Origin of the sequence: Kordiimonas sp. SCSIO 12610 (assembly GCF_024398015.1) — a bacterium.
Taxonomy (GTDB): Bacteria; Pseudomonadota; Alphaproteobacteria; order Sphingomonadales; family Kordiimonadaceae; genus CANLMI01.
Window position 1 is genome coordinate 2,138,827 of the sequence record NZ_CP073747.1, and the last position, 23,167, is coordinate 2,161,993.

Sequence of the window (23,167 nt, forward strand, 5' to 3'; positions counted from 1 at the left end):
ATCAGGATACTTGAAGCCTCATAAGCGAGCGCTCCAGAATTAAAAGAGACCACAGTATTTGCTGATGGTCTTTTTTCTTTGCCAAATGTTCTGACACATAAGTTTCAACTACACTAAGGTCTATCAACCCTGTTGCTTTCAAGACATCACTTGTTGCTAGATCTTTCACTTCTGCCAGCAAGTCAGTTCTCAGCAAATCTGCGACGGGAAGAACAAAACCCTGTTTTGGTCTTTTAAAAATGTCCGCAATTCCAAGCCTGTCCAGAACCCCACGTAATGGCGCCTTACCCTTACCTTTGTTGAAAAACGAATGGCTCTTTTGCCCCAGTGTCCATTCAACAAATTCATGATCGAGAAAAGGGACTCTGGCTTCCAACGAACAGGCCATACTGGCGCGGTCTAGCTTGGTCAGGATATCACCAGGTAAATAGGTTAGAAGATCAATCATCTGAACCCGCCGAAAAGGATCATCAATATTCACTTGATCCGTAATTTTTTGAAACGTTTGAACCGGATGGTAGCCATTCAATGCGGTTTTCATCGCTGGTGTATAGAGGCCTAACCGATCACGATCTGCGCATTTACTAACGCTGTTGAAATAGGCCTCAATATCGGTTTTGGCCAAACTTTCAAATGTTGATTTCGCGCGAAGAAAACGCGGCCAACGATCGAGTTTTGGATACACGCGTCCCAAGAAACCAAATACGGGCCGCCGTAACCAAAGTGGGATTAATCGTCTACTTTGCTCTTCCAGTAAGTGCATCCTGTAGCGCCTATAACCGCCGAGCAATTCGTCAGCGCCGTCACCAGACAAGGAAACCGTAACCTTTTCCCGAGCAAGCTTACTGACATCATAGGTGGGCGCAGCAGAGTGGTCAGCAAATGGTTCTCCGAAATGGTCGATGATTTTATCGAGGACATCACCATGAAGGGAATTGATGGTTTTAACCTCGTGCTTCAGACCAAAATGCTTGGCTATATCGCGGGCATGGTTCGCTTCATCAAATCGGGGATCATTCGAACCGATTGTACTTGCCTTGATTGGTTTCGTGCTATTTGCGCTCATTACACCTACGATAATGGACGAATCTACACCGCCAGATAAAAATGCCCCAAGCGGAACATCGGCAATCATTCGCCTTTTTACAGCACGCTCAATTCGCTCAAAGATACCAGTATTCGATTTTGTTCCTTCTTTTAAGAAATCAACAGGGTTCCAATATCTTTCTATCCGAACTTCTTTGGACTGTTTACTAAAGACCAGGCTGTGCCCGGGTAATAGCTTGCTTGTGCCTTCAATGATTGTTTTTGGGTCAGGCACATATCCAAGTGCCAAATAGTCTTCCAGTGCGTCAGGGCGAATATCTCGGGTAATTCCCTGATGGCACAGTAACGCATTAAACTCGGATGCGAACACAAAACTCTTCGAACCATTATCGCCGTCAACTTCAGCGTAATAAAAGGGTTTGATACCGAGCCTATCCCGTGCTGCAAAAAGGGATTGCTCTTCTGTGTCCCAAACTACAAAGGCAAACATACCGTTCAATTTATGGAGGCACTCCCTACCCCATTCGATATAGGCATATAAGAGAACTTCTGTATCTGATTGGGTTTTAAAGACGTAACCACAATCTATAAGGTCTTCCCGCAGGTTTTGATGGTTATAAATCTCACCATTAAAAATAATCACATATCTACCGGACGCATCCAGCATTGGTTGCTGACCCGCTTCGACATCAATCACTGAAAGCCGCCTATGTCCCAATGTTGAAAATTTATCCTGATAGAAACCTTCGCCGTCCGGCCCTCGGTGCGTAAGCGCATCCGCCATCGCTTTTACGGTCTTATGGTCTGACGATTGTACCCCAGATAAATTTATTATGCCCGCTATGCCACACATCAGAAAGCCCCCTCAGCGTGATCAATATTAACTTCAGCGAGGTAACGCGTCAGAACCGAGCGCGCGTACTCGGTATTATCGTCAATTTTTGTCGCAGCAACAATAACTGACGCTGGCGCTTTGCCTATACCTAGTCGTGCAATCGCACTATATAGCTTTACCTGCCAATCGCTGTTTCCAGGCCACTTCCCACCAATTTCATAACTATAAAATACCAGCAAGCGTTCATCGCCGCGCCATAAGGTTTTCTCATCATATTGAACATCTCCAATCTGATGTTTCACCTCGTTATTTGATGGGATTAACTGCCAACCATCCACCAAATATGTATCATAATAACCAAGTAGGCTTTTACTACCCGATTGATCGCTGTATCCACCCTTGAAAGCAAATATGAAATCAGCGCCCCGGCGCAGTGTTGCTGATTGCATATCATCTAACTCAAAAAATTTTGGTACATATGTAATGGTGGAATTTTCAAGCTGACGATAACCACAATCGTCACAAATTAATGATGATAGTTGAATTTCAGCCTTTGGGGCTTCATCAACCTTTGACGTATATAGTCCTGAAACTATTGGTAAAAAAACGAATATAATCACAAGGTAAGCAAAGCCTTGCTTCTTTTGGTCATCCGGTAAATTACCAACATTTTCTCGCCCCGTCTTTTGCGCTCGTAGGTCAATATCCGAAAACCGATATGCAATCGGCAATCAGGATAACCAGAACAACCGAGAGAAACCCCCAACCATAAACAATATGATCGACGTCTTTTGCGAAAGATTGATCTGTATTTTCAGCGATCAATAGGATTGTAAGAACACGGACAATATTCGCAGCAACCGGCACAATCATAGATGCGATAAGAATAGCAATTCTACGCCAAACACTTTCAAACACCAAATGGCTCAAAAGTACACCTGTCACCAAACTCGTGAAGAAAAACCGCACCCCTGCACAGGCTTGCGCCACCTCATAAAGGCCGCTGGACAGTGTTATCAACACACCTTCGGCTTGATATTCAATACCCAGCAAATTCAGTGACGCAATCACCATTTCTGCTGTTATCAATTGTAACGGCGTAACAATCGACTGCCCAAACGGGATCATCAAGAAAAGAAACAGGCTCGGGAATAAAATCGCTTTATAAAATCTGACCCCAAACGCAGAAATTATAATTCCCTGAAGTGCAAGAACGAGGGCAATATGCTCAAAAAGCCTAACTTCCGCTGCAGTTCCCATCAACCAAAGGATGGTAGCTACCATAAGAACTACACATCCCCACAATGAATAGCCCACAGGTATCTTTTTAAGGCTAGTCCTTCTGCTCCAGATCAAAGCCGCAGATATGAAGGGTACAAACAGGCCGTGTGAAAAAGTATCGACAGTCCATATAATATGGAAAAGGTGCCCAAGGCTATCAAACCAGCCAATGCAAAGCGCAATCACACCCAGCATAAATAGCAGATAATGCTTTTGCGGGCCTTTCATCATGCAGGTTCTTTCAAAAGGTTTGAAATAGTTTTATCGAGCTTCGCAAAGGTTCGGACCCAAGCAAATTCCGCTTCAACAAAATTACGCGCATTTTTGCCAATTCTCTGTGCCTTCTCCGTGTACTCAATAAATTCAAGAACCGCGTCAGCATAAGCGTGTTCATCGTCAGCAATAATAATCGTATTTTCAGATATCGCTTCAATGCCTTCGTTAGCAAGGGTGGTTGCAACAACGGCTTTTCCCATCGCCATGCCCTCTAAAACCTTATTTTGTATCCCGCGGGCCGTTCGCAGAGGAGCAACAATCACATCAGCCTTCGCAATCTCTTGGGCCATATCTTCCACGTAGCCCGTAACATGTATATTTGACTGACTGCCAAGTTTCTTAACTTCGGATGCAACCGGGCCGCCAGCAATCCGGAAAATAGCCTCGCTGTATTTCTCTAAAACATACGGCCAGATACTGCTCGCAAACCATAATACGGCATCAACATTTGGCTTGTAATCCATTGCACCTGTGAACAGCACAACAGGCGTATCAGCACTTTTGGCTTCCTTATAGTTTTCGGGATCAAATTTCTCTAAGTCCACACCATTTGTGAGAGCATCAACTTTATCCTCAAGACTATCATTGGTTAGCCTATTGAATAATGCCGCCTCTGCTGAACTTACGAAAAATGTCTTCCATGATTTCTTTGCAGCGTGTTCTTCATAGCGTAACAATGTTTTTGCTTCACGGTGATAAAGTGCTGATAAGGGAAAAATGCTTGTGCGTGCATAGTCAGCCCATTTGGCAGAGTCCACATCAACCAAATCAACAACATAGGGGATATCAAACTCCAATGCGCTATCAACAAACTCCATCATCGCGCCTGAGAAAACATAGATAAGATCAATTTCCTGAGTAATACACAGTTCGCGTACATATGCCTTCATCTTGGCTTGTGGGTAGGCCACAACTGACTGAGGTTTACCTGTTACAAATCCACGAAGTGATCTTAAAAGCTGACCCGGTTTAGAGACCAGTTCAAAATGCATACTGGCTGCATGCTCGTCCAAAAAGGATGTGTGAACCATATCCTTTTTATCATCAATGAAATACCCCAAATGTACCGTATGGGATTTCAAAAGATGCTCGAGAATATGCCATGACCTGATTTTATCCCCCTTATTGGGGGGATAGGGAATTCTGTGCGCCAGGAATAGAATATTTGCCATAGCTTACCCCAAATGCCGCGAAATATACGGACCAATTAGGTTCGCGAGGCCAAGTGGCAGTTTTTTCCAAAGGTTACTCATCAGTCCGTATTTACTATTACCGGCAGACAAGTCAGGAAGTTTCGCATCACCAAGCAATAGATATTCATACTCAAGCGGTGTGGGTTCAAAACCCCAATTTTTTTTGAATTTATAGGGCCCGCTATCAATTTTAGAACGCCCGAAATCGAACAATGTTTTACCGCGCTCTAACGCACGTTCCATTGTATGCCAATACATAAAATCATGTGCGCCAAATGTGCGATGCCCTTCTGCTGATCCCGCGTAATATGGTAAAACGCTGTTCCGTCCGTAGAAATTCAACAAGCTAGCAATAGCAGTATTTTCATTGTTTCGCACAATCAACATTTCAGAACTCGTGCCGAAAATATCTAAAATCACTTCAAATAATTTCTTGGGGAAAACAGGCGTTCCTAATCGGTGAACACTGCTAGCATAAAGCGCATAAAACACATCAAGGTCGTTCGTTTCCTCAAGCGTTAATCCAGCAGACAAAGCTTTCCTGACGACCGCACGCTGCTTGCGCGGGATCGCGAGCATTCTTTGTTCCTTATCTGTCACTATCGGCTTTACAAATGTCGCGGATTTTCCCCTGTCAATCTGCCACCCCGCTGCTGCATATTGTTCCCCGTCATGCCGTGCACGCTGGTTTCTATATTCGATCACATCAATGCCCATGCGTTTTGCGATATCTGTCGCTGCTGCATCCAATGTATCATAATGCGCCTGATCATAAGCCAGCGGACCACCATAAACAGCAAACATCGATGACGTTACTGCCTTTCCAAAGAGCAAACTGTTCCTAATCGTTAGCGGCAAAACGCCAAAAACCTCGCCTGCCTTTTCCGCAATCAGATAGATGCATTTATGCCCTGCCCCTTTTTCGACCACATGCCGCCAATCATAATTATGAAAAAAGGTGGCATCAGGGTGGTCAGCCACAAACGCATCCCATCCCGCTTTATCACGGTCATTTGCTTCACGAACAGATACTGTCATGGCTTATTCCCATACTGATCTGTCACTGGACGGTAAATCACATCCTCCATGGTGCCCCATTCATAGTCTCTAAGGAGCTTATGAAGTTTTTGCACCATACTATTTTGACCGACATGATGCCGGAAACGAGATTTAAAGGGCGCCTGTTTTATTGTTGGTTGATCCGGGTCATATTCCCAAGGGTGCGTATAAAACACGCCGGGTGTCGCTTGTTGGTTAGCACCTTTTCTGAAGAGCCGATTCCCCAAAAAATATGGCAATAAACGGAAATACCCACCACCGGATACTGGGAGTGTTTTACCCATAAGTTTATATGTCGTCATTGGAATTTCGAGTATATCCAACCCGGCGTTTGGGAAAAAGGGCCGCTTGGGTGCTGCCGGCATCCCATAATGATCATGTTCAACTGGATATATACTCGAAGAATATGAGAAACCCATTTCAGCAAGGTCTTCATAAACCCACCATACATTCTCTGATAACGAAAAACTGGGTGCACGGTAGCCTATGACCGATTTGCCAGAGATATCCTCAAGAATTGATTTTGCTTTGTGGGTATCGCGCTTAAATGCGTCGCTTGATAAGTTAAATAGTCTTTTATGATCAAGGCCATGACAAGCAAGTTCATGCCCCGATAAGGCAATTTTTTTAATGATATCAGGGTGCCGTGCCCCCACATATCCAAGCGTAAAAAAAGTGGCCTTTACGTTATAGGCACTCAGAATATCCAAGAGTAGAGAGACCTGATATTCGACCCTGCTTTCTTTATCTGCCCATTCGTTTTCATGAATTACAGCCTCATACGCACCAACCTGAAACCATTCTTCAACATCAATCGACAAAACATGACGATGATCATAGACAATATCATCGGCTATTTCTTGAATAGACGTTTCAATTAATGGCGCGTCATTGTTCATCTGGCGCCTCGGTGCGCGAATTTTGATCAACAAGTCTTTCAACAATTTTGGTAAGTTGGCCAATCATTTGATGTTGTTGCGTAATGATTGTCTCTAACTGATCCAAACGTCCACTAGATTGCCCCTCTGGCAAGTCAACAGTTTGCGTTTCATGACTTGAGGAACTTTGCGTTTCTTCGAAATCTGTATCGCTACTCATATCAGCGATAACAGCGCGTACAGTTTCACCCGAAATTTCATGCAATTCTTCAAGAGCACCAAAAAGCATAACCCGTGAACACAGGGTATTCAGTTTGCGCGGTACGCCTGCCGCATAGTCATAAATGGCCGCCACAGCATCAACCGTAAAACCCGGATCTCCCTTCCAGCCGACAAGGGATAATCTATGTTCAAGATAGTCAGCCAATTCTTCTTTTTCCATTGGCCCCAAATGGTGGGTTGCGATCACACGTTGACGAAGTTGCTCAAGTTCTGGCGAACCAAAAATAATATCCCGAAATTCAGGCTGACCAACAAGGAAGCTTTGCAGCAATGCATTGTCACCTTCCTGAAAATTTGAAAGCATTCGCATTTCTTCAAGTGCAGAAATTGATAAATTCTGGGCCTCGTCAACAACAAGTAGAACCCGCTTGCCATTTTTATAATTGTCCCGAAGAAAACGCTCTATCCTGAGCAATAGATGCCCTTTATCACCCTCAGCACTCAACCCAAATGCAGAGGCCACACCGCGCAACAAACCAATACCACCAAGCTGCGTACTGACAAGCATTGCAGCTACATATTCGTCGCGGTCCAGCGTATTGAAAAGGTGCCTTAGAAGCGTTGTTTTCCCTGTACCGATATCGCCAGTGACAACAATAAACCCTTCGCCCTGATGAAGGCCATAGGTTAAGTAAGCCATCGCTTTTTTGTGTGTACGCGAACTAAAATAAAATTTAGGGTCCGGCGTTAACTGGAAAGGTCGCGCGTTTAAATTATAAAATTTCTCGTACATGCGCGTTAGAACGTCCCTCTGATGAAAGCAGAAACCGCGTTTTCCCGAATATCTTGCCCTGCTTCGTTTGATAACCTGTCAGAGTAATTATAAGATACAGAAAGATTAATATGTCGTGAAAGGCGGCGCGTCCAAGAAACCGATCCTAAAATAAAATTATCAACACGCGCGGAATTTTCAAACTCTGTACGGCGGTAACTGGCCGCCACCCGAAGGGTTGTCTTGCGATCAAGGTTACGATCATACCCAACAGAACCGCCCAAGGTTCTTGCTGTACCGGTATTATTATCAAAGGTTCGCCACTCAGCATCGCCAGTAACAAACAATGTTGTCCGTTTTCTGAACCATTCCAAGCGCACACGGCCGAAACGTCTGCGAAAATCAACATCAGACAAGGTAAAGCTGGGATCAATATTATTCAGCGTACGCCCATTACCGTCAACAATACCGAATTGATTGTTAAAATTAAAGGTGTCCAGATTGTCGTTCAAAATCAGGCTGTTTGTTGATAATTCGTCAGTATAGCTCGCTTCAATATTCACCCTTTTACTAAGGCGATGAAAGAAACTACCAGATACTGTTGTCCGTTCACCGTCCTTACCCGCACGCGCAGTAAGCGTTAATCGGTCGCTTGGTGTCCACAGGAAACCAGAGTTCCAGAAAAAACCGTCATTATCCAATAAGAATATATTGAAATCGTTATTTGAAACACCGGCCGATCCAACGAGGGCAAACTCACGCGTTAGCTTATAGGTCAGGTCAACGCCAGCACGGTCGTCCCGAAAACTTCCGGCTTCGTCGATTGATCTTGAAACCCGCCGAGCATTTGCAAACAATTGCCACCGTAGATTACTAAATCGGTCGCCAGAGTCTACCAGTGCCGTCACTTCATGCGAAACAGAGTCAGAGAAGAAAGTGCTGAGGTTTTCATTATCCAGGTCATCAGCGGGGCTAAATGTTAACCCCAACTCATAACCGATTGACCAATTGGCAACATTGTTAAATCGGCCCTGAAGACGCGCTTCCCCCGTATAGGTTTGCACGACTTGTCGGTTCGCACTTCTGTTCGCAATATTACCCGAAAATCCTTCTTCACGGTCAAGGAACGTTTCCTGAATAGTCGCCCGCCCTGACAGGAAAAAATGATCCCTGACCACCTCGGCATTCGCCAAACCAAAGAGATTGTGTCGAATATCAGTATCGCCATCGTTCAGGAACCAAAGAAAATCTGCTGAATAATCAAGGGAGCCCTCGAAACGGCGGCCATTACCGCGAAGGTTAATACCCGGTGAGGCACGAAGTACTAAATCGCTAACCCGATCATTTTCCTGAAGGTTTACATTATCAGAGAAGGTTGCACCAACTTCAAGGCGGGGTTCAATCGCATAATCCTGCTGACGTTTCGTATCATCGTCATCTTGCGACCATACAGATTGAGACGCACCAAGACAGGCAAGCAAAACACAGCTTTGCTTCAGATAGCTAGAGAATCGGCAATTCCTGCTTTCCTTCTGCACGGGTTATCTACCACCATATCCATAGTAGGACGCGAATTTTTTATTGCTGCCGCTATAATGGGTTTTATTCAAAACCAGATTAATGTTTTCACAAGCACTGATCATATTCAGGCTCTCTTTAATCTGTGGTTCTGTTGTTTTCTCAGCTTCAATTACGAATACGGTTTGTCCCATATAAAGCGCTAACACTGACGCGGCGGAGCTTGCGAGAACCGGCGGACTATCAAAAATAATGATCCGATCATTATACCGGCTGGATAACTCATTCACCATTTTTTCCATGCGGTCACTGGCAAGAAGTTCTGTCGTTAAGTTGTGTTGGCGCCCCGCTGGTAGAAGCACAAGATTTGGAATACTGGTTCTTACCAAGCAGTCACCAAGGTCTACTTCCTTGTCAGCAACTGCATCCATAAGCCCTTTTCCGCCGGCAACCCCTAACCTGTTCAACACTTCAGGTTTGGAGAAATCAGCATCAACCAAAAGAACTGTAACATCCTGTTCGGTTGCAATCGATAGTGCCAAATTAATCGCCGAGAAGGTTTTTCCTTCACCAGGGCTTGAACTGGTCACAAGAACAATATTGCTATTTTTCTTGTCCTCGTTTCCTTTTGCAAAAGCGTTTAACAAAATGCTGCGCTTAATAATCCTGAATTCTTCCGACATTAGGTTGGGTGGCATATCAGGTGTGATAAAACCAGCGTCCCTTAGGGCCAGAAGGTCGATATCTTGCGCCTTTGATTTTGCCTGATCGTTAGAACTCTTTTGAGGATCAGCTTCGGCCTTTTGGGCAGTTTTGTCTTTGGTTACTGCATCATTATCGACATCAGATGCATCATCAGCATTTTCATCAGGCTGCGGTGAAACTTGCTGAGCGTTTTTGGCACCTGACCCACTTAAACCACGAAACGATGATAAATCGTCATTTGTATTTGCATCTGTCGATAAAGCACTAGGGTCTGGCTTCTCGCTAACCTGTTTGAGAGACGATGGTTTCTCCAGGTTTTCTGCTGCACGTTCAAGGAGTGATGCTTTCTTTTCTTCTCGCTTATCAGTCATGAATGATCCCCACTTATCCTAAACTCGGACCGCCGAGAAAATCGAATGCCAAAAGAGCCGCAAAAGTTCCAAACAAGAGCAAACTCGTCCCGACGAAGAAAACCAGTTCAATACTACGTTTGCGATTTTCCTCATCACTAAGCGTTTTTGTGACATTGCCTAACACTGGCAAATCAAATTGTGCACGCAATTGTTCAACAGTGATAATCACTGGCCTCAACTGCGACATCATGAAGGCGACACCAATACCCGCAACGATACCGCCCAAAAGACTACCCACCATATAAAGAAGCCTTGGCGGGCCGCTTGGCCTCGATGGGCGTGTTGGTTCTTCAACAACGTTTAAGGCAACCGCATCACCAGAGTTTTCAACACCACGGCGGATTTCCAAATCCTGCTGCTGATTGACAAATTCATTATACTGTTGACGAATAGAATTATAATCACGGCTTAAGCGTTGTTCTTCCGCTTCAATTTCCGGCACACGTTTCGCTTTTTCTTCCATTTGTGCGATCAATTCGCTTTGATCATCCCGGCGTTTTTCCAAGGCAGCGATCTCTGTTTTCTTGGTAATTAACTCAAGGCTTAGGCTTTCATAAAGCTTATTGGGGACTTCAATGGTCAAATTGGATTTCGCACCTGTTTCAGCAGTATTTTTCAATTCTTCTTCAACCGCACGGCGCTGTTCTTCGTATTGCTCTTTCAAGGTAGATATCTGACGCGTCACATTTACAACATCAGGGTGACGGTCAGTATAGCCAATCGACTTATAATCATCATATCGCTTCTCAAGCTCAGCAATACGTTCTTCAAGCGGGTCGCGTGCCGCACTGTTGCCGCCATTTCTCGCGGAAATTGGTTCACGCAACGTTGGGGGAACGCTGCTTCTTTGTTCATCCAACGCGTCAATCGTCGCATTCAATTCTGAAATCGCATTCAAAGTCAGCTTTAAATTATTTTTACTGTCTTCCAACCTCGAAAGGAAACTTCCCTGACCACCCAAAAATTCAAGATTGTCTTGTTTGAAGGCTGCATGTCGACGCTCGGATTCTTCAAGTCGTTTTTGATATTCCTCGACCCTTTCGGCGATAAAGCCCTCCGCACTTGCTGTCTGCAAAAGGCCCTCTTCCGAATTCCGTTCAAGGAAATAAGAAACCAAGTTCACAACAACCAACCGTGCAACATCAGCCCGCTCACGGTCATTCAATCGTGGCTCATCGATCTCAAACTGGATACGGAACAAACCACCTTCCAAAGAGCTCACCCTAATGTTTTGACGCAAGTAAGCGATTAACTCGTCTTTCTCGACTTCCGTTGTCGCCAACTTTTCCAAACTGAGGATACGTTGAATAATTTTCTCAAGGTTGTTGCGCGTAACCAAGGTTCTGCGAACGACATCAACTTGTCTCGTAACATCAACATCAATTCCCAGATTGCGCGCAATTGAAGGCAATAGTGTTTCTGCGTCAACAAAAATACGTGCATAAGATTGGTACTTATATGGCATCGCGAGCACAATCGCCCAACCTAGCAAGCAAATGATCCATGCAGTCACTAACATCCACCAACGCTTACGCCAAATGCCGTAGGCAGCGGCTGTTAATCGCTGTGTTAATTCATGTATGCCAAGGGAAGTTGCCATTATTCTACACTATCACCAAATCAACAAAACTGTTGGGTTTAAAAAATACTCTCTGGAATAATGAGAACATCGCCTGGAAGAATTTTAACGTTCGAACGAATATCGCCGTCCTTTATCAAGGATTCGATCCGAACCGAATATTCCTTCTGCTGACCATTTTCAAAGCGTACCAAAGTCGCCCTGTCGCCAGCTGCGAACTCGGTCAAGCCACCGACATCGATCATTACATCCAAGAGCGTCATATTTGCACGGTAAGCTATTGACTGCGGGTTGGTCGCTTCACCAACTACACGCACCTGCTGTGAGAACGGCCCAACAAATCCGCGAACAATCACGGTTACAATTGGTTGCTGCAAATAGTCAGCAAGTTTTGCTTCAATATCACGCGCAAGCTGACTTGGTGTTTTACCTGTTGCTGGCAAATCCTCCACAAGCGGCATTGAAAAGCGACCATCGGGCCTCACTGTGATGCCGAGTGAAAGCTCAGGGTTACGCCATACGAAAATTTCAAGGTCATCACGTGGACCAATTAAATAATTTTCGCCAGGTCCTTCCTCAGGTGGAACAAAAGGTGCAGGAGGAAGTTCAGGATATCCAGAACCACATGCTGCAACGATAAACGATGAAATCATCAGCGCAGTAACAGTCTTAAAATATCGTTTTGACTTTCGAACCAAATACATGATTGAAAACTTCATCTAATCCTCCAATTTCACCGCCCGGATGAAACTCTTTTATTCGTTACAATAAACTCATAAAATCTAATATAAATAAAAACTTGATACTAATTTATTAACAAAATTACATACAATTTTAATCAATATAAGACACTTTACAACTAACAATCTTCAGATCGTTATTCAGTGACCTATATGACTGCTAAACGCTGCGTTAAAATCGTTCAGCATTCTTGCGTTGCTTTTTGATTTCATCTGTATGGAATTCTAAGTGATCGTCAAATTTAAGGCTATAAACAATCACAAAAATAATCAGCAAACAGAAACCAATATAGTATAGTGTTTCAAGCATACTCTAACTCTTGGCTCCTTTATTATCATTTCGTCTTAACAGAAACTGAACGATACCAACGATATGCTGTTTCGATGATATCTTCCAGATTATTATACTTTGGCGACCAATTAAGCGTTTCTTTTAATTTGGCTGTATCCGCCGTAACCGAAGCGGGGTCACCCTTTCGCCTCTTACCAACGGACACCATAAGCTTATTCCCCGTTACGTTTTCAACTGCATGAATAATATCAAAAACGCTATACCCTTGGCCGTAGCCCAAATTCAACGTATGTGAAGCGCCTGTATCCAATATATTTTTCAGCGTCGCAACGTGCGCGTCAGCCAGATCATTCACACTAATATAATCCCTGACACCACTGCCGTCCTTCGTACCAAAATCATCACCAAAAACGACTAGGGGTGTTTCATTTTCCAAGGCATGAAAACAACGGGCAATCAGATGCTTGGCATTAACGTTCATTGAACCATGCCGCATATCAGCGTCTGCGCCAGCAACATTAAAATATCGCAGTATTCCGCATGGCATTTGCGCGCTATCGCATGAATTACGTATAATATTTTCCGCGAAAAGTTTTGACTGACCATAAGGATTGATAGGGCTGCATCGCATGTCCTCACGCGCCGCATGTTCAATATTCCCATATACCGCCGCTGTTGAAGAGAAAATAAAACCACGAATTCCCACCGCAACAGCAACATCCAATAACGTGTTTGTCGCAATTAGATTATTATCATAATACTCAAACGGCTCTTTTATGGACGCATCGACCTCAATCGACGCTGCAAAATGCATAACAGCATTAATCTCATTCTCAAGGAATATCGTTTTTAGTAGCGATCTATCCTGAACCTTACCTTCATAGAATCTGGTATTAGAGTGGAAGCTCGCCCGTTGCCCTGTTGACAAATCATCGAGAACTATAACCGAATAGCCACTATCGAGAAGAGCAAGCACAGTTTGGCCCCCTATATATCCAGCGCCGCCGGTGACTAATATTGCAGGCATTTTCCCCATTTTAGCTCACAGCATCCCTGAATATTTCATATTGTCCAAGCGATGTTGCATCCCAAGAGTATTTACATGCATGTTCGCGAACCAAATTTCGATCAACATTGCTGGATAACAAACTTTGAACCGACTGTGCGATGACCATTGGGTCATCACCTTCGACAATGCGGCCAACATTCTGGTTAGTCACAATATCCCCAGCTGCCCCCACATCACGTGTGACGACGGGAGTTCCGCAAGCCTGCGCTTCCAGAAGGACATTCGCCCACCCTTCCCGGTCAGATGGCAATAGTAATACATCCGCAGAGCTGTAATATTTCGCCATCTCTTCTGGCTTTTTTTGCCCCAAGAACACGGCTCGGTTCATGATACCTAACGCATTAGCCTGTTGTTCCAGCTTGTCTCGCTCCGGGCCCTCACCGACAATAAGTGTCGTCAAATCTGGAATTTTCAGTGTAACTTCCAAGACAATATCGAGGCGCTTGCGCGCGATCAACCACCCCGCATAAATCATAGTGTTACCAGTGAGGTTCAGGTCATTTCTAATCTTATCGCGTTCCTGTGGGAAAAAACGGTCGGTATCCACCCCATTTCTAAGCACAGTTATTTTTTCAGGGTCTGCACCCTGCTGTATCAGTTCCTCCCTTAAGGAGCTACTAACGGTGATTGTCTTGTATGATTTATCGATCGCTTCAAGAATTTGCTGGCGGGCAACAGGGTCTTGCCGGGCAATTTGGGTTACATCGCTGCCGCGCGCGGTCAACGTAAACGGCTTACCCAAGGTTTCAGCTAATTTCATCGCCGCTACACCGTCAGGGTATAAATAGTGCGCATCAATTATATCAAAATCAAACCCGTCTGAGATCAGTGTTTCTAACCTACTGATTGCGGATTTATAGAGTGCGGTTGGATTAAACCGCTCACCCAGTTTTGGTATCGTTAAGAACCGTGGATGATAGATATCAATATCATGTCTTAACTCCCGTTTTGGGACGGCACCAGCACGACCGTAGCGGCCAAATATTTTATTCTTAAATGGAAAATATGGAACGGGCGCAACCACCTTGGCTTCGACATTCTCGGTCGCTACCAAATGCCTTAACCTGTTTTCTACAAAAATACCTAATGTTGGCTCATATTGATGCGGAAATAAACTCGAAAACAGCAATATTTTTATATTCTTATTATCCACTTCTAATGCATCACTTTAAAATAGATAATTGCTGCAAAGCATCTTCACGTCCGAAGAAAGGTTCGCTGCCTTGCAATGCTATCTCCAGCTCGCGAATAGCGCCGTCCTGGTCACCGTTCGCCAGCAATGCCATCCCATAATGGTACCTGAGCTGTGAGTTATCCGCGTCTCTTTTCAGTGCGCTTTCAAAGGCCTGAATGGCACCATCTATATTTCGCTCCACCTGCAATAAGATCCAGCCATAGACATCAAGAACATAAGCGTCATTCGGGGCAATCAATCGGGCTCGATCAGCAAACAATGTCGGCTCGCCCGTTCCTGTTTCCTGATAGGATCGCGCCAATTTCGCCAAAATCAAAGCAGAGGTGTTCCCTGATCGGATGAGAGTCTCGTAATGGGGAATAGCCTCGCCAAATTGCTCGTTATCAAAGAAAAGGTCTGCCAGCCGTGATTGAGCAAGCATATTTTGTGGGGCTCCCTCTAGCAACTGCTGGATCAGTTCAATCGCCCTTTCACGGTCACCGCTGCTTGCCCGAATCTTCAAGGCCTCAGCTAGGGCCAAGTTAATTTCAGTATTTTGCTCGTTTTCGGCATTTTCAATCAATCCTGTGTAAATTGTAATTGCTTTACTCATGTCCCCCAGCGCTTCATAGGCTTTCCCCAGCACAGCGAGAGACATATCCGACGGGAGGAGCGATGGATCGAGCTTTTGCTGACTTGCCTCAACTTGCTCAAAATTTAAGCGTCCAACGTTCGCCGCAAAACTATACCATTCTATCATCTTCACCGTATCATCGTCAGGCGCAAGTCGACTCGCGCGCTCAAACGCATCAATAGCGCCAGCCCTTAAGCCCGATTTCAAAAGCGCACGGCCATAAAGAATATTCGCGCTCAATGGGTCAATATTAGAGACCCTATATTTTGAAAGAACTCGCGCTGCCGGGGCATAGGATTGCATCGTAAGTAACTGTTCACCCAACCTTCCGAATTTCGCAATTTGCTGCGAACTCCGCCCAATAGATCTAAGGTGCGATATCGCCTGTGCTCTCGCCCCTGAGCGATCAAGAGCCCTTGCGTAATCAACCGCCAGATCAATATCCGTAGGGAACGCTTGTAAAACAGCTGAAAACAATGAAATTGCTTCGTCCAATTTCTCATTATCATTCTGTTCCAACAAAGCCTTTGCGAGGATCGCAATAGCACGCATGTCACTTGGATTGGCGCGTATGAAACTGCGCAAATCATCCTCTACAGCCGCAAAGTTGCCAAGCGCCATATTGGCAAGCCCTCTATTCTTAAGGGCTGCACCGTAATTCGCATTCAGGGAAATTGCCTTGTCAAATGCAGCAATCGCTTCGACATGGTTTCCCATCCGATAATTCAAGCTGCCCAACATATTCTGGCCAAAGGCTCGATCAGGGGCGATTGTCAGGATTTTCTGAATGGTTTCCTGAGCACTATCATAATCTTCTGCACGCATTTGCATACTTGCCAGAATACCAAGATTCTGAAGGTCTGCTTTCTGATTACCAACAAGGTTTTCAAACGCCGAAATTGATTGGGTATCCTGATTAAGAACATAGCCACTCAGGATAGAACTCAGATTGATTTGACCGCCTATTGCTTCATCAACCGCTTTGCCGTCAAACTTGGCTTGTTCAAAGTATGTCCTGGCCTGCTCGGCTTGCCCTAAACCCGCTAAGGCCGCACCTGCGATCACCAGATGATTATTGGTCCTGTCTTTTGACGCAATCACGGGACTAATCGCTTTGTAGGCTTCTTGGTAACGTTCGCTCCTTAGGTAGGATGCGGCAAGCAATGTCCGGATCTCTACAGCCGTTGGAAGTGCTGTTAAGCCGCGCTCGAGAACATAAATTGCCTGTGAATATTCACCGAGCGCATATGCCACAATCCCGCGCAGGTAAATTGCAGGCAAAAACCTTTCTGTCAGCCTTCGTGTTCGTCCTAGCAAATTATCCGCGAGCTTATAATCACCATTCTGCGTTGCAATGACCGCACTCATGTAAAGCGCAAGCGGATGGTTGGGCGTTCCTTCATAAACCTTATCCAAATAGGCTTCTGCTTCTGCAAATTGTGCCCGCGCTATATTCAAACTCGCTAGCTCAAGGTTAGCTAACAGATTACCTGGAAATAATTCCACCGCTTTTAGAAAATACCCTTCTGCGGCCGCTCTTTCACCTTGATATTGTTTGATCAAACCGCTTGTGTATTGCACCATTGTGTTGTTTGGTGCTCGAACTTCCGCCAAACGAAGATATTCGTCCGCGCGGTCAAGATTGCCCGAACGAAGATCAAGACGAGCCAATCCCAAATACGCAGAAAAGCCTTCAGGAAACCGTTCCTTTGCTTGCTCGTAAATCAACCTTGCAGCATCAAACCGTCCTTCGGCAAAATTGGCGTCTGCCATGACGATCAAAGCTTCTGCTTGCTGATTTTCCGCGATTTCCGCGCCGCTTAGGATATCAATTGCTTTTGCATATTGCCCTTGCACCAAGAATGATTTTGCATAAGGAACTGCAGTTTCGGCATATGTGGCACCAAGGGCTTTGGCCCTATCGACTGCGGTCTCTGCCGCTATACCAGCGCCCTTTTCCAGGTAAATACGGGCGAGCGTCAAATATGAGTTTTTATCTGCACGCCCTTCAGCATTATTTTTTTGAATGAGGGCTATTGCGGCATCATAATCGCGCGCCTTCAAAAGCACATCTATTTGTGCTTCATCACCATCCTGCGCAAAGCTCGTTGTTGACCAAAGCGAACCGAACAGGCCAGCGGTCAAACCAATCAATCGAAAAGGCCTGTATTTCGACCTGTTTCTGTTCTGACTTTTTATGCCTACAACATGCCCCATGATTATCTTGCCCCTGATGGAAATAAAACAACACGAACGGTTTGAAGTATAATCAGCAAATCAAATACAAGCGAATAATTCTTGATATAATATAAATCAAACTCAAGCTTACGGCGCGCATCATCAATCGAAGCACCGTATGGATATTGGATTTGCGCCCACCCCGTTAAGCCCGGTTTTACATAATGCCGCTCTCGGTAGAATGGGACTTCGCTTCCAATTTTCTCTACAAAATACGGTCTTTCAGGCCTTGGCCCCACAAAACTCATCTGCCCTCTAAGCACGTTGACGAGTTGAGGAAGTTCATCGATCCGCGTCATTCGAATAAAGCGTCCTATTGTCGTGATGCGAGGGTCCTTTTCCTCTGCCCATTTCGGTGCATTTGCGTTTTCTGCATTTACAATCATGCTTCTAAATTTCAATAATTCAAAGCGTTCACCAAACTGGCCGATACGTTCCTGACGATATAACGCTGGTCCTCGACTGGTCAGTTTCACAAGAATTGCCGTCAACAATATGATCGGAAATGTCAGAACCAAGAGAATGCTGCTCGCCAACATATCCAGAATACGTTTGCCAATCAGTTCTATATCGTTGGTGCCCTTGAACCCTTCGGAATAAATGATCCATTCAGCGCTCAATGATTCCAGTTTGACATATCCACGAACGCGTTCGTTGAAGGTAGAAAATTCCTGAACCTCAATACCCTGTAATTTACAGGCGATCATTGCCTCCATGGGCAGCCGACTGTCAGCATCATCGTTCGCAACTATGATAAGTTCAGCCCGTTCCGTCAGGGCAAACTTATCAAATTGTGAAAAATTATCGATTGAAACAGCACTATCAATTTTGACAGCTTCGCCAGGGATTTGGCACACGGCCACCACCCGCAACCCCGCTTCACGAGCGGACGCAATATAATCATTGATATATTTCGCTTTGCTACCGGCCCCAAGAATAATAACACGCCGGTTCCATCGTCTTTGCCACAAAACTTTCAAAAAGAACAAATGGCCGATGAAAACACCCACGGCGCCGATAAACAATGCCAGGATCAGTATGGAACGCCATAAAGGCAAAAACGGAAAAAGATAAGCCGTCGCAAATAGTAAAAGGCTACTGACTGCAAAACTTATAAAAAGGCGGATGAAAAATACTTTGGAAGCGCGAACGCTATCACTATGGTAGCATCCTACACTGAACATTACAGGTACGATGATTAACGGGAACAACAGCTTGGCAACCAAGGCCTCTGTTCCCACTAACAAATCGATATCAAGCGCGCTCAAGCGGAGCCATTCAGCCAGAAATATACTCGCTGTCAGAACGGCCACATCCCCTATGGCCAGCCCCAGTTTTACGGGAGAAATATAATGACGAAAAAGCCGTACCATAATCAACCTTACCTCAACGATGATGACAGTACGCTTAACCGTTTATTCATTCAAGATATTGTTGTTAAGGCAAAAGTTTCTTTTTAGGCCTGACACACCCCCTCAGACATCGGGGACATCTAAAAGAGTAGCAGCACCAGAAATCACGCCGATTGCCAATGCAATCCCACACCCTTGACCAGTACCAACATATTCGCCAACAACTGGGTTAATATTCGCAAAAGACAGGGTATCACGTTGCTCTATGGATGAAAACGAAGCAACGCGAACATGATCCACATAGCTATTATCAATTGAGTGCAAAAGAACAAATGCCGCTAGTGCGCCCCACCCTTCGACCAAAACAGGAAGTCTTCTGCTCCGCGCCGCAATCATTGCGCCGATAATTGCCGCAATCTCACGACCTCCATGTTTTTGGAGCAGCTCAAGATATGTTGCGGTATTTACGGCATCTCTAGTGTCTTTCAGCAAATCTTCGCAAGCCTTGATAATTTTAATCGCTTGCTGCTGATTGCCGGGTGCCAAATCACTTAAGCCCAATATATCGCCGCCTGAAGCCGTCGCTTCCATTCCAAACGCTATTGCACCCATGCAATCACGCTCGCTCCAATCCTGTGACAAGTCATGAGGAACTTCGGGCGCGAGTTCAAGGATGCGCAGGCCAATTCCGTTTTTGACACACATATGGTTAACCGGTGTCCGTCCCTTCGATGCCCTTTCAATATAGTCTTTCACGACATCAATATCTGATATGCCTTTGTAAGCAGACGCCAAAATGCATATGTGCGCTTCCTTAACAGAAAGCCTTTCGGCTTCCTGCCACATCGACAACCAGGATAACAACCCCTTAAGGCCGAAACTATCCGTAACTGGCTTAGTCGATAACTCGTTCTCCAGCTGAGTACATTTTTCGGTATCACCAGCAGGCAGCTGGGATAACAGATGATCTAGATCAGCAAATGGTGACTGTTCTGAAGACATGTAGGGAACCCTTATAATAAGAAATTTAATACGGCTTTATGCATGGCTTGGATGACAAATCAACCTTTTCTCAATACATGTTCATTATCTGTACATGTGATAACCCGCTTAATACTGGTCATTTTACTTGTAATCGCTTATAGTTAGGCAAAGTTTTGTATTTGTTTCGTGGTGTAACTTATGTTCGGCAGTAGTAAATCAATGATTATGACAACCCTAGCAACAGGCATTGTTCTGGCTGCGGGTGTTATCCTATACGGTGAATATCAGGGAATTTCAGACAGTAAAAACAAAGAGTTACCAATATCAAGTTTTTTACCCCCTGTGTCTAGTGATGTTATATTACCGCCCCCAGCAAATGTTTTTGTAACGACGACACCTCAAGAAACAATTCCTGGCATTCGGCGCTTAAAGCTTGTTCGCCCTAACCTAAACAAAACAGAAACTGGCGAACAAAGCGAAGAAGACGCACGCGATTATTACCTTACGGGCACCCGCAGTGCTGATTTAATCAGAGAACCGGTTGATGCCCAAATTGAAACATTTCCCAGCGCTTCGCTTGAGGACGCAGTTAAGGGTGCATTATCAGTTGACGAATGGGGCTTTCAAGCGGTTCAAAATTATCTGAACCAAGCACTTGGTGATGAAGATCAATTGAAGCTGCGCATGGATGCGCTGTTAACTCGCCTCGGTGAAATGGCACCAGATTATGATTTGGCAACGGTTGCTGACGCGGCCAATCTAATCATCGAAGCAGGTTCCAGAACATATTGGACTGCCTTTATGGTACCCGTTGTTTTAGATCCGAACTTTCAGTTAACCGATAACGCACAAGGTTGGGATTTAGGCCCCGCGGGCCTGGAACCCTATCCTGAATTTATCCGAGTTAGTCCCGCAAACAAAATCGTTGTCGGTAGACAGATGCGCCAGATAAACACGGGCGATGAACAGTCAATCCTGCGCCAAGGTATCCGCGACATTCAAACGTTTAGTGTTAGCGGGCTTGAAAATGGTCGTTACCGAGTCATCGTTTTATCCTCGCAAATGAATAACAATGTCGAACCTCTTTACCCGTTCGGCGTAAACATTAAACGCAATGGCGCGACAATTAATCTGGTTGATACACGGGCAACCGATGAATTGGTCCCCGTGATGGTTTTGGCCACAAACGGCCCCGGTCGCCTATCGGATACGCCAAATATTATTGACGCAAGCTTGAATGGCACCCCACCTGCAACGGGACATATGTTGATCACTAGAGCCGATATTATCGATGGCAGCCTAACGATCAATTTCAATCAGCTTGGCAGGCAAGATACGTATGTGACATCTGTTATTATTTATAACGAGCCTGAAACAAGTATCGAGGAAGAACTCGCGCTTCAAATTGCAGAATTCCTTCAGGATATTGCGCCTGCCGCCGGTGGAAATTTAACGCGTGAACAAATTTTAGCGAACCTGCCAATTGTAGACCCGGTGTTAGTCTTCTCGGATGGTGGTAATGGCCTTCCGGTTCCAGGAAGTAACAACCCGCCACCTCCAGGGCAATTCCCTGATGATACAGGTGGTCCGGGTACTGGCTTCCCCCCTCCTGGCGGCAATCCTCCTCCTGGCGGTAATCCTCCTCCTGGCGGCAATCCTCCTCCTGGTGGTAATCCTCCTCCTGGCGGTAATCCTCCTCCTGGTGGTAATCCTCCTCCTGGTGGTAATCCTCCTCCTGGTGGTAATCCTCCTCCGGGCGGTAATCCTCCTCCAGGCGGTAATCCTCCTCCGGGCGGTAATCCGCCGCCAACTGCAACAGCATCATTGGTTGCGGAGGCTGGGGTATATGATCCAATCGACCTTGGTGAAGATTTCACCCTTGATGCTTGTGGATCAACCTTCAATTCGGCGATCCTCTGCTCCATTACAAGCTTAGAATCATTTGAGCTGACATGGTTACTTGGGGAAAATATTTTAGGTACGGGCCAAACGGTTCTATTAAACAGCGGTGAAGGTACATTATTCAGTGCAACAGGCGACTATAATGTAACCCTACAAATTCGCTTTGACGGTACATTGTTGGGTGAAGGTGAGCTGGTAAACTTGATTACAGGTGGAACCATATTCCTACCGGGTGACATCATCCTGACTAGCCTTGATACTGCGATAATAAGTATTGTCGCCGCATCAGTTCCAGAACCCGCAACCGGATTAATCCTGATCCCTGGCTTGCTCTTCATGGCACGAAGGCAAAAGCGTAAAAAGCGCCAGCTTGGAACCATATGAAAATCATAATGATTTCGAAAGTATGGTAAAAATAATAAAAAACCCTCTCTAGCATTTTGCCAAAGCGGGTTTTTATATAAATTAGCTAGGTATAATTACATACCGTATTCGTCAACACCGCTTGACAACAAACGAGCCAAGCCAAGGACTTTCTTACGAATGCGAGGGTCAGCAATTCTGTAATATGCTTCCACAAGTTCTTGTGTTTCCTGTTTTGTGAAAACGTCATCGTCAAGAACACTTGCTTCATCGTACCCTGGTAGCTTTGTCTCTGCCCCTTCAAAGAAGTAAGCTACAGGCACGTCTAGCGTATTAGACATTTTGAACAATCGGCTTGAACCAATACGGTTAGTACCACGTTCGTATTTTTGAACTTGTTGAAAGGTAACTCCCAATTCATTACCAAGTTCTGTCTGCGACAATCCAAGCATTTTTCTGCGTGCACGAACACGCTGCCCGACATGGACATCAATTGGGTCTGGCGTTTTTAACATTTACTTTTCCTGGGTTACGATCATTATTTTTTTGATCTTTGGTTACGATTATTTTTTTACTCGCATCCATTCATAGTGGACACATATTTCCAATCGCATTTTATTACTCAATCCCTAAAATCGTTA

Annotated in this window: 19 protein-coding genes; 1 reads left to right on the top strand and 18 read right to left on the bottom strand. The window is 45.1% G+C overall.

The annotated features are described in order from the left end of the window. Position 1: 1 nt before the first annotated feature. The 17 genes from asnB to KFF44_RS10055 form a co-directional block, all read right to left on the bottom strand. Positions 2 to 1,900, bottom strand: coding sequence for an asparagine synthase (glutamine-hydrolyzing) (asnB, locus tag KFF44_RS09975; RefSeq protein ID WP_255933852.1), 1,899 nt, complete (start codon positions 1,898 to 1,900; stop codon positions 2 to 4). Then, positions 1,900 to 2,613, bottom strand: coding sequence for an exosortase-associated EpsI family protein (locus KFF44_RS09980; protein ID WP_255933854.1), 714 nt, complete (start codon positions 2,611 to 2,613; stop codon positions 1,900 to 1,902). Before KFF44_RS09980 ends, asnB begins: the two co-directional genes overlap by 1 nt. Beyond that, positions 2,582 to 3,394 carry an exosortase A gene (gene xrtA / locus KFF44_RS09985; RefSeq protein WP_255933862.1) on the bottom strand — a complete coding sequence of 271 codons (813 nt, stop codon included), beginning with the start codon at positions 3,392 to 3,394 and terminating at the stop codon, positions 2,582 to 2,584. Before xrtA ends, KFF44_RS09980 begins: the two co-directional genes overlap by 32 nt. Continuing rightward, a complete protein-coding gene (locus tag KFF44_RS09990; RefSeq protein ID WP_255933863.1) occupies positions 3,391 to 4,611 on the bottom strand; it encodes a TIGR03087 family PEP-CTERM/XrtA system glycosyltransferase in 1,221 nt (406 codons plus the stop codon). The genes xrtA and KFF44_RS09990 overlap by 4 nt, the downstream gene beginning before the upstream one ends. A gap of 3 nt (positions 4,612 to 4,614) precedes the next feature. Then, on the bottom strand, positions 4,615 to 5,670 hold the full coding sequence (locus KFF44_RS09995) for a FemAB family XrtA/PEP-CTERM system-associated protein (RefSeq protein WP_255933865.1): 1,056 nt from the start codon (positions 5,668 to 5,670) through the stop codon (positions 4,615 to 4,617). Then, entirely contained in the window at positions 5,667 to 6,590 is a 924-nt protein-coding gene (locus KFF44_RS10000) for an XrtA system polysaccharide deacetylase (protein WP_255933867.1), read from the bottom strand. Before KFF44_RS10000 ends, KFF44_RS09995 begins: the two co-directional genes overlap by 4 nt. Continuing rightward, complete coding sequence (locus KFF44_RS10005; RefSeq protein WP_255933869.1) at positions 6,580 to 7,584, bottom strand: XrtA/PEP-CTERM system-associated ATPase; 1,005 nt, start codon at positions 7,582 to 7,584, stop codon at positions 6,580 to 6,582. The genes KFF44_RS10000 and KFF44_RS10005 overlap by 11 nt, the downstream gene beginning before the upstream one ends. A gap of 5 nt (positions 7,585 to 7,589) precedes the next feature. Then, entirely contained in the window at positions 7,590 to 9,101 is a 1,512-nt protein-coding gene (locus KFF44_RS10010; protein ID WP_255933871.1) for a TIGR03016 family PEP-CTERM system-associated outer membrane protein, read from the bottom strand. Positions 9,102 to 9,104: 3 nt separating this feature from the next. Further along, positions 9,105 to 10,157, bottom strand: a complete 1,053-nt coding sequence (locus KFF44_RS10015) for an XrtA-associated tyrosine autokinase (RefSeq protein WP_255933873.1) — start codon at positions 10,155 to 10,157, stop codon at positions 9,105 to 9,107. 13 nt (positions 10,158 to 10,170) lie between these two features. Next, on the bottom strand, positions 10,171 to 11,799 hold the full coding sequence (locus KFF44_RS10020) for an XrtA system polysaccharide chain length determinant (protein WP_255933874.1): 1,629 nt from the start codon (positions 11,797 to 11,799) through the stop codon (positions 10,171 to 10,173). A gap of 38 nt (positions 11,800 to 11,837) precedes the next feature. Next, a complete protein-coding gene (locus KFF44_RS10025; protein WP_255933875.1) occupies positions 11,838 to 12,497 on the bottom strand; it encodes an XrtA/PEP-CTERM system exopolysaccharide export protein in 660 nt (219 codons plus the stop codon). 193 nt (positions 12,498 to 12,690) lie between these two features. After that, entirely contained in the window at positions 12,691 to 12,828 is a 138-nt protein-coding gene (locus tag KFF44_RS10030) for a hypothetical protein (protein ID WP_255933876.1), read from the bottom strand. A 25-nt stretch (positions 12,829 to 12,853) separates the two neighbouring features. Continuing rightward, positions 12,854 to 13,837, bottom strand: coding sequence for a UDP-glucose 4-epimerase GalE (gene galE, locus KFF44_RS10035; RefSeq protein WP_255933877.1), 984 nt, complete (start codon positions 13,835 to 13,837; stop codon positions 12,854 to 12,856). A 10-nt stretch (positions 13,838 to 13,847) separates the two neighbouring features. Continuing rightward, complete coding sequence (locus KFF44_RS10040; RefSeq protein WP_255933878.1) at positions 13,848 to 15,032, bottom strand: glycosyltransferase; 1,185 nt, start codon at positions 15,030 to 15,032, stop codon at positions 13,848 to 13,850. Between the two features lie 10 nt (positions 15,033 to 15,042). Next, complete coding sequence (gene prsT / locus KFF44_RS10045; RefSeq protein ID WP_255933880.1) at positions 15,043 to 17,904, bottom strand: XrtA/PEP-CTERM system TPR-repeat protein PrsT; 2,862 nt, start codon at positions 17,902 to 17,904, stop codon at positions 15,043 to 15,045. A gap of 2 nt (positions 17,905 to 17,906) precedes the next feature. Continuing rightward, positions 17,907 to 19,298, bottom strand: a complete 1,392-nt coding sequence (locus KFF44_RS10050; RefSeq protein ID WP_255933882.1) for a TIGR03013 family XrtA/PEP-CTERM system glycosyltransferase — start codon at positions 19,296 to 19,298, stop codon at positions 17,907 to 17,909. A 102-nt stretch (positions 19,299 to 19,400) separates the two neighbouring features. After that, positions 19,401 to 20,279: a nicotinate-nucleotide--dimethylbenzimidazole phosphoribosyltransferase gene (locus tag KFF44_RS10055; protein ID WP_255933884.1), complete on the bottom strand. Its 879-nt coding sequence runs from the start codon at positions 20,277 to 20,279 to the stop codon at positions 19,401 to 19,403. Positions 20,280 to 20,480: 201 nt separating this feature from the next. On the opposite strand from KFF44_RS10055, the gene KFF44_RS10060 reads away from it, so the two are divergent. Continuing rightward, a complete protein-coding gene (locus KFF44_RS10060; RefSeq protein ID WP_255933886.1) occupies positions 20,481 to 22,547 on the top strand; it encodes a hypothetical protein in 2,067 nt (688 codons plus the stop codon). 95 nt (positions 22,548 to 22,642) lie between these two features. Here the strand turns inward: KFF44_RS10060 and KFF44_RS10065 are convergent, their stop codons facing one another. Then, on the bottom strand, positions 22,643 to 23,041 hold the full coding sequence (locus tag KFF44_RS10065; protein WP_255933888.1) for a helix-turn-helix domain-containing protein: 399 nt from the start codon (positions 23,039 to 23,041) through the stop codon (positions 22,643 to 22,645). Between the last annotated feature and the right edge of the window lie 126 nt (positions 23,042 to 23,167).